This window comes from Bradyrhizobium sp. SHOUNA76 (assembly GCF_023006445.1).
Lineage (GTDB): Bacteria > Pseudomonadota > Alphaproteobacteria > Rhizobiales > Xanthobacteraceae > Bradyrhizobium.
This window is the reverse complement of sequence record NZ_JALBHA010000374.1, coordinates 1-6,611: the sequence shown is the minus strand read 5'-3', so window position 1 is coordinate 6,611 and position 6,611 is coordinate 1. Positions and strand designations below refer to the sequence as shown.

Below are 6,611 nucleotides of genomic sequence, written 5' to 3'. Positions count from 1 at the left end.
CACATCGCGATCACCGAGACCTCGCGCCCCAGGGCGGCGAGCTCGGCGGCTGCGACAAAACCGTCACCGCCATTGTTGCCGGGCCCGGCCACGATCAGGATCGGCCCCTCCTCCACCAGCGCCTGGGCGGCCTCGGCGACCGCCTGTCCCGCGCTCAGCATCAGCTTGAAACCGGGCGTGCCGGCCGCGATGGCGAGCTGGTCCGCCCGCTGCATTTCGGCGTTGGTCAGAACTTCCATGCCACTTCCCTAGCACAATCGCCTTTTCAACAGGCATCTTCCGCGCCGATCCGACGCGGGGAACAACGATCTGCACACATATTGAACCGTTTGCCTATTTCGTAGTCTTCGCTATTTTGTGCAGGTTGGCGCCACCACTCAGAGATGCTCGTTAAAAGACTGATAACGCTCCAATAATCAGGGCATTTGCAACTTGGCATAGACCCTGCTTTCGAGGAAGCCGCTTCGGTTCGTCGTGCTCACTGGCATTTATCAGGTGTGTCGCCGGCCGTTGTTGCCGGACAGGTCAGGTATCCCGGCTTAGCGAAGACAAGATCGTGCGTTAAGAAAAGCGCATCCTGACGAAGACGTTGCTATTTGATCGAAAGGCCGGGAGGCGCGCAGTGAAGAAAATCGAAGCCATCATCAAGCCATTCAAGCTCGACGAGGTGAAGGAAGCGCTTCAGGAAGTCGGCCTTCAGGGCATCACTGTCACCGAAGCCAAGGGCTTTGGCCGGCAGAAGGGGCACGCCGAGCTCTACCGCGGCGCAGAATACATCGTCGACTTCCTGCCCAAAGTGAAGATCGAGATCGTGATCGGCGATGATCTGGTCGAGCGCGCCATCGACGCGATCCGCCGCGCCGCGCAGACCGGGCGCATCGGCGACGGTAAGATCTTCGTCTCCAACATCGAAGAGGCGATCCGCATCCGAACCGGCGAATCCGGGCTGGACGCTATCTGAGCCGGGTGCTATCCCGAATTTTGCGACACTCCGACTAGAATGAAGGCTGCTTCGGCGGCCTGATTTCGTTTGTGCGGTCGCGCAAAACTCGCCCGAGCGAGAATAATTTTGCTCATCTGGAAACCGACCCGCAGAGCCAAAAGGGGTATGCATGAAGACCGCCAAAGACGTCCTGAAATCGATCAAGGACAACGACGTCAAGTACGTCGACCTGCGCTTCACCGATCCGCGCGGCAAGTGGCAGCATGTGACGTTCGACGTCAGCATGATCGACGATGACATCTTCGCCGAAGGAACGATGTTCGACGGCTCCTCGATCGCCGGCTGGAAAGCGATCAACGAGTCCGACATGTGCCTGATGCCGGATCCGGTCACCGCGACGATCGATCCGTTCTTCGCCGAGACCACCATGGTCATCACCTGCGACGTGCTCGAGCCGACCACCGGCGAGCCCTACAACCGCGACCCCCGCGGCATCGCCAAGAAGGCCGAGGCCATGGTGAAGTCGATGGGCGTGGGCGACAGCGTGTTCGTGGGCCCTGAAGCCGAGTTCTTCGTGTTTGACGACGTGCGCTACTCGGCCGAGCCCTACAAGACCGGTTTCCGGCTCGACTCCTCGGAGCTGCCGACCAATTCCGACACCGAATATGAAGGCGGCAATCTCGGCCACCGCATCCGCACCAAGGGCGGCTACTTCCCGGTCCCGCCGCAGGACTCGGTGCAGGACATGCGCTCCGAGATGCTCGGCGCCATGGCCAAGATGGGCGTCAAGGTCGAGAAGCATCACCACGAGGTCGCGTCCGCCCAGCACGAGCTCGGCATGAAGTTCGACACGCTGACGCTGATGGCCGACCACATGCAGATCTACAAGTACTGCATCCACCAGGTCGCGCACATCTACGGCAAGACCGCCACCTTCATGCCGAAGCCGATCTTCGGCGACAACGGCTCGGGCATGCACGTGCACCAGTCGATCTGGAAGGACGGCAAGCCGGTGTTCGCGGGCAACAAATACGCCGACCTGTCGGAGACCTGCCTGCACTACATCGGCGGCATCATCAAGCACGCCAAGGCGATCAACGCCTTCACCAACCCGTCGACCAACTCCTACAAGCGTCTGGTCCCGGGCTATGAGGCCCCCGTGCTGCTCGCCTACTCCGCGCGCAACCGCTCGGCCTCCTGCCGCATCCCCTACACCGCCTCGCCGAAGGCCAAGCGCGTCGAGGTGCGCTTCCCCGATCCGATGGCCAACCCCTATCTCGGCTTCGCCGCGATGCTGATGGCCGGCCTCGACGGCATCAAGAACAAGATCGATCCGGGTCCGGCGATGGACAAGGACCTCTACGACCTGCCGAAGGAAGAGCTGAAGCAGATCCCGACCGTCTGCGGTTCGCTCCGCGAGGCGCTCGAAAACCTCGACAAGGATCGCGGCTTCCTCAAGAACGGCGGCGTGTTCGACGACGACTTCATCGACGCTTACATCGAGCTGAAGATGACCGAAGTCGCCCGCTTCGAAATGACCCCGCACCCGGTCGAGTTCGAAATGTACTATTCGGGCTAAGCGGCCCGAGCTACATGCGACAGTCAAAAGGCGCTCCGCGAGGGGCGCCTTTTCGTTTGGGTTGTTCACAGGTGGAGCAGCCGAGGGGCAATCCGTCCTGCACGCTAGGATCGGTTTCGCTTCGCTCTACCCGTCCTGCAGCTCACTTACGGATATCCGATGGAGATGCACCGTAGACGCGGCGAAAGGTGCGATTGAAGTACGAGATGTCGTTGAAGCCGGATTGATGTGCGATTTCGCTGATCGAGCGGCCAGCGAGGCTCACATCGGTCAGCATCCTGTAGGCCGAGGCCAGCCGCTGATTGAGGACGAACTCGGTAAAGCTCGTACCTTCGAGCTCGAACAGCCTGCGGACATAGGATTTTGAGATGCCCTGCTTGGCCGCCACGGCGTCCAGGCTGAAGCCGGGATTGCCGGACTGAGCGCTAATGTGGGCTTTTATGCTCCGCATTCGGGCGGCCGCAACGCCGCCCTTGTTCGCCATCTCGGCGGCATCCGGAGTCGCGCCCAGCAACAGGGCACCGAGGTCAAGCATATGGCTCACGACGGCCCGCCGCATTGCGGCGTTCGCGAGCGACTGTCTCTCATTGACGATGCCGAGATAATCCAGAAAGAGCGAAAGCGCCGGATTCTGCCTGTCGAGCGGTCTGCCGATGGCGTCGTCGAAGTTTCTGACCATGGGCGCAATCAGCGCGCGGCTGATCCGCCAGGTCACCACACGCCTCGCCGTGTAGTTGGTCGCAGTCCCCGGCAATCCATTCGTCGTCAGAATCGCGTCGCCGGGACCGAGATGCGTCTCGTGACCATTCTGGTTATGGGTCGCCGCGCCATCGCGGTTGAGCACGATCACCGGATCGTCGTTGTCGATCATCGCTTCGGTGTGGCGACAGAAAATCGGAGAAGCGGTCGCGACCGCCACGGACATTCCGGGCAGTGCACGCAACTTCATGTCAATCTGGAGCGCCGTGTCGGGCAACGGCTCGATCTCCAGCTTGAGAATTTCACGGCCGTAGATCTGGTGAAAGGCTTCCGTCCTGTCGTGCTCGGCAAATGCGGAGCTGGACAGCTCCAATGCGATCAATTCGTCGCCCGTATCCAACGCACCGCTCCATAAGAGTGAGATTGCCCGGCGCTCCTTTTGTCGCAGGAAATCCCGCAGCGTTCAAAGCCCTTTCAGGCCGCGCCTGCTTCGGCTCGCGCAGCGATGCAGGCTCGGCCTGATGCGACGTCGGCGCCGGACCGACGCGCCCGCCGATGTGGCAAGCCGATCACAGGTGATGGCAATCGTCGGACTTGTGGTGATCTGTCCAAGTCGGTGTAGCGCGTGCCCCAAGCCGAAGCGGCCCACTCCCAGTATAGCTCCTTGACGTCGCTCCAAAATGCGCGCGCCGGTTGCAGAGGGCTCAATGGCAATCACGGGAAAATTTGTTTCGGCTGTTTCAATTGGTCTTGCCTTGACGCAGGCGGCTTCAGCCGCGGACTTCCCCGTCAAGGCGGCAGCACTCCCGGCTCCCGCTTTCGACTGGAGCGGCGTCTATGTCGGCGTGCATGCCGGCTATGGCGGCGGCATGAAGGATTGGACGAACCAGCAACTCAACTTTCCCACCGGCGGCTTCTTGGGCGGCGCGCAAATCGGCATCAACAAGCAGATCGCCAGCCTCGTGTTCGGCGTCGAGTTGGAGGGATCCTGGGCTGACATCGGCGGCTCACAATCGCTGACGATCGGCAGCATGGGGCCGTTCTTCCTGGGCACGGTCACGGCGTCAGGCAATTCCAAAATCGAGGGGATGGCCACCGTCACCGGGCGGGCCGGCCTCGCCGCCGACCGCTGGTTTGTCTTCGCCAAGGGCGGGCTGACCGGGGCCTGGGAGAAGCATTCGTACAACCTGGCGCTCAACGATGCTTTCGGCGGAACGATTGTCGAGAACCTGAGTGCCCGCGAATTTCGCTGGGCCCCCACGATCGGCTTTGGCGCCGAATACGCCCTTGATGGCCGATGGTCGGTCAAGGCCGAGTACGACTACGTGGCGTTCGGCACGCGGACCACGCCCCTCGCCGGTCCGGCCACGTTCAATGGCGTACCTGTACCCAACTTCAGGCTGAACGAGCCGATCACGCAGGACGGCGTCCACCTGGTCAAGGTCGGAGCGAACTACCGGCTTGGCGCGACCACGGTCGATGCGATCTATCCGCCCGTCAAACCGGCGCCGGGCACCGACTGGACCGGCGCTTTTCTGGGCGTGCAGGGCGGTTACGGACTCGGCCACATGGAACGCTCGACGTTCGTTGATCCGGCCAATCCCGGAAGCGGCGCTTACGACGTGAACGGCTGGCTCGGCGGCGTCAACGGAGGCGTCAACGTCCAGTCCGGTGCGCTCGTCTTCGGCGTCGAAGCCGAGTGGATGTGGACGGGCCTGCGGGGCGGTCAGACTCTCACGGGTCCCGATGCGTTCTTCGGCGGCACTGCGGTCACCAAGCTCGACAGCTCGATTGACTGGCTGGCTATCGCCAGCGCCAGGGCGGGTTTTGTCGTCGGCGACCGACTGATGATCTATGGCAAGGGCGGCATCGCGATCGCCAGCGAGAGACACTCGGGAAGCACCGTCGAACCCCTCCCCGCTGTGGCCGGGCTCTTCACGGCATCCACCAGCGGAACGGCCGTGCATTCCGGAATCGCCGTTGGCGTCGGCGCCGAATACGCGCTGGGCGGCAACTGGTCGATCAAGGGCGAGTACGATTACATCAAGATGATCGCGCAGCAGCATACCGACACCGGTATTCTGACGCTCAGTGCAGGCCCTGGGACGGATCAGGGCAATATCGCCCCGGGAGCAGACAAGGTCGGTCAGACTCTGAATTTGTTCAAACTGGGAGTGAACTACCACCTCAATCCGTTGCCCGGCCTGGCCACGGCACGCAACTGATCGGAGACAAAGTCCGTCTCACCGGCACTCGCGTCCAGAGCTCACGCCGTCTTGCGCTGCGGCGTGACATGATCGAGCAGTCCCGCCCCAGCCGAAGACGATGGTCGGGCCCCTCGTCCGCGACGACGTGCAGTCGCCGCGCCTCTCACGTGCAAAAATGCGCTCTACCACGTCGCCGTGAACGCCCGCTGCAGCTCGGCCGGCGCCGTCACGCCGCCCGCGATCAGCAACTGGGTGAGGACGCGAGCCTTTTGCGGATTGAGGTCCTCGGACACGACAAAACCGTTCTTGTCGTCGTCGACCTCGACGTTGCGGGTGACGAAGCCGGATCGAACCCGCGTGGACCGGACGACGATGATGCCCTTCTTCGCCGCCGCCTCGAGCGCATCGAGCGCCGGCTTCGACGTGTTGCCGTCGCCGACCCCGGCCAGCACGATGCCCTTGGCGCCGTGGGAGATGGCGTCCTCGATCGGAACGGCATCCATGTTGGCGTGCGAGTAGACGATCTCGACGCGGGGCAATTGCTCGCCGGCCGGGAGTTGATATGTCGTCCGCTTGAAGCCGCCGGCCTGGGTCATGAACCGGATGCCACCGGCGGTGTCGACATAGCCGACCGGGCCGTCATTGGCAGAGCTGAACGTCTCGATGCTCGTGGTGTTGGTCTTGGTGACCGATCGGGCGCCTTGAATCTTGTCGTTCAGCACGGCCATGACGCCACGGCCGCGCGCGCGGGGATCGGCGGCGACCTGCACCGCCTCGTACAGATTGCCGGGGCCGTCCGCGCTGACGGCCGTGGCCGGACGCATCGAGCCGACGATCACCACCGGCTTGTCGCCGCGCACCACGTTGTCGAGGAAGAACGCCGTCTCCTCCAGCGTATCGGTGCCATGGGTGATGATGATTCCGTCGGCTTCGTTCTTGTCGAAGGCATCCTGGATGCGACGGGCCAGCGCGAACCAGACCTTGTCGTTCATGTCTTGCGAGCCGATCGACGAAATCTGCTCGGCGTTGATCCTGGCGAGCTTGTCCAGGCCCGGCACCGACGCCATCAGCTGTTCGCCCGTGATCTGGCCGGATTTGTAGGCGCCGGTCGCGCGCGCGTCGGCCTGCCCTGCGATGGTGCCTCCGGTCGCCAGCACGAGAATGCGCGGCAGGCCGGCGGCCG

At 62.9% G+C, this 6,611-nt stretch carries 6 protein-coding genes; 3 read left to right on the top strand and 3 right to left on the bottom strand.

Annotation, left to right across the window (positions count from 1 at the left end):
- On the bottom strand, positions 1–239 hold a 239-nt coding region (locus tag MOV74_RS27950), incomplete at its 3' end, for an NAD(P)H-hydrate epimerase (RefSeq protein ID WP_309486843.1).
- Between the two features lie 383 nt (positions 240–622).
- Between MOV74_RS27950 and MOV74_RS27945 the strand changes: the two genes are divergently transcribed.
- Both MOV74_RS27945 and glnA read left to right on the top strand, forming a co-directional pair.
- On the top strand, positions 623–961 hold the full coding sequence (locus MOV74_RS27945) for a P-II family nitrogen regulator (RefSeq protein ID WP_007603495.1): 339 nt from the start codon (positions 623–625) through the stop codon (positions 959–961).
- A gap of 151 nt (positions 962–1,112) precedes the next feature.
- A complete protein-coding gene (gene glnA, locus MOV74_RS27940; protein ID WP_246929819.1) occupies positions 1,113–2,522 on the top strand; it encodes a type I glutamate--ammonia ligase in 1,410 nt (469 codons plus the stop codon).
- A 142-nt stretch (positions 2,523–2,664) separates the two neighbouring features.
- Here the strand turns inward: glnA and MOV74_RS27935 are convergent, their stop codons facing one another.
- Positions 2,665–3,594: an AraC family transcriptional regulator gene (locus MOV74_RS27935; RefSeq protein ID WP_258719560.1), complete on the bottom strand. Its 930-nt coding sequence runs from the start codon at positions 3,592–3,594 to the stop codon at positions 2,665–2,667.
- 334 nt (positions 3,595–3,928) lie between these two features.
- On the opposite strand from MOV74_RS27935, the gene MOV74_RS27930 reads away from it, so the two are divergent.
- Entirely contained in the window at positions 3,929–5,446 is a 1,518-nt protein-coding gene (locus MOV74_RS27930; protein ID WP_246929815.1) for an outer membrane protein, read from the top strand.
- Between the two features lie 164 nt (positions 5,447–5,610).
- On the opposite strand, the gene MOV74_RS27925 is transcribed toward MOV74_RS27930, so the two are convergent.
- Positions 5,611–6,611: asparaginase (locus tag MOV74_RS27925; protein ID WP_246929813.1), on the bottom strand; the 1,001-nt coding region annotated here is incomplete at its 5' end.

Bases quoted from the DNA above. Each gene is read 5' to 3' on its own strand.
- MOV74_RS27930 (WP_246929815.1), top strand. From the start codon at position 3,929: ATGGCAATCACGGGAAAATTTGTTTCGGCTGTTTCAATTGGTCTTGCC.
- glnA (WP_246929819.1), top strand. From the start codon at position 1,113: ATGAAGACCGCCAAAGACGTCCTGAAATCGATCAAGGACAACGACGTC.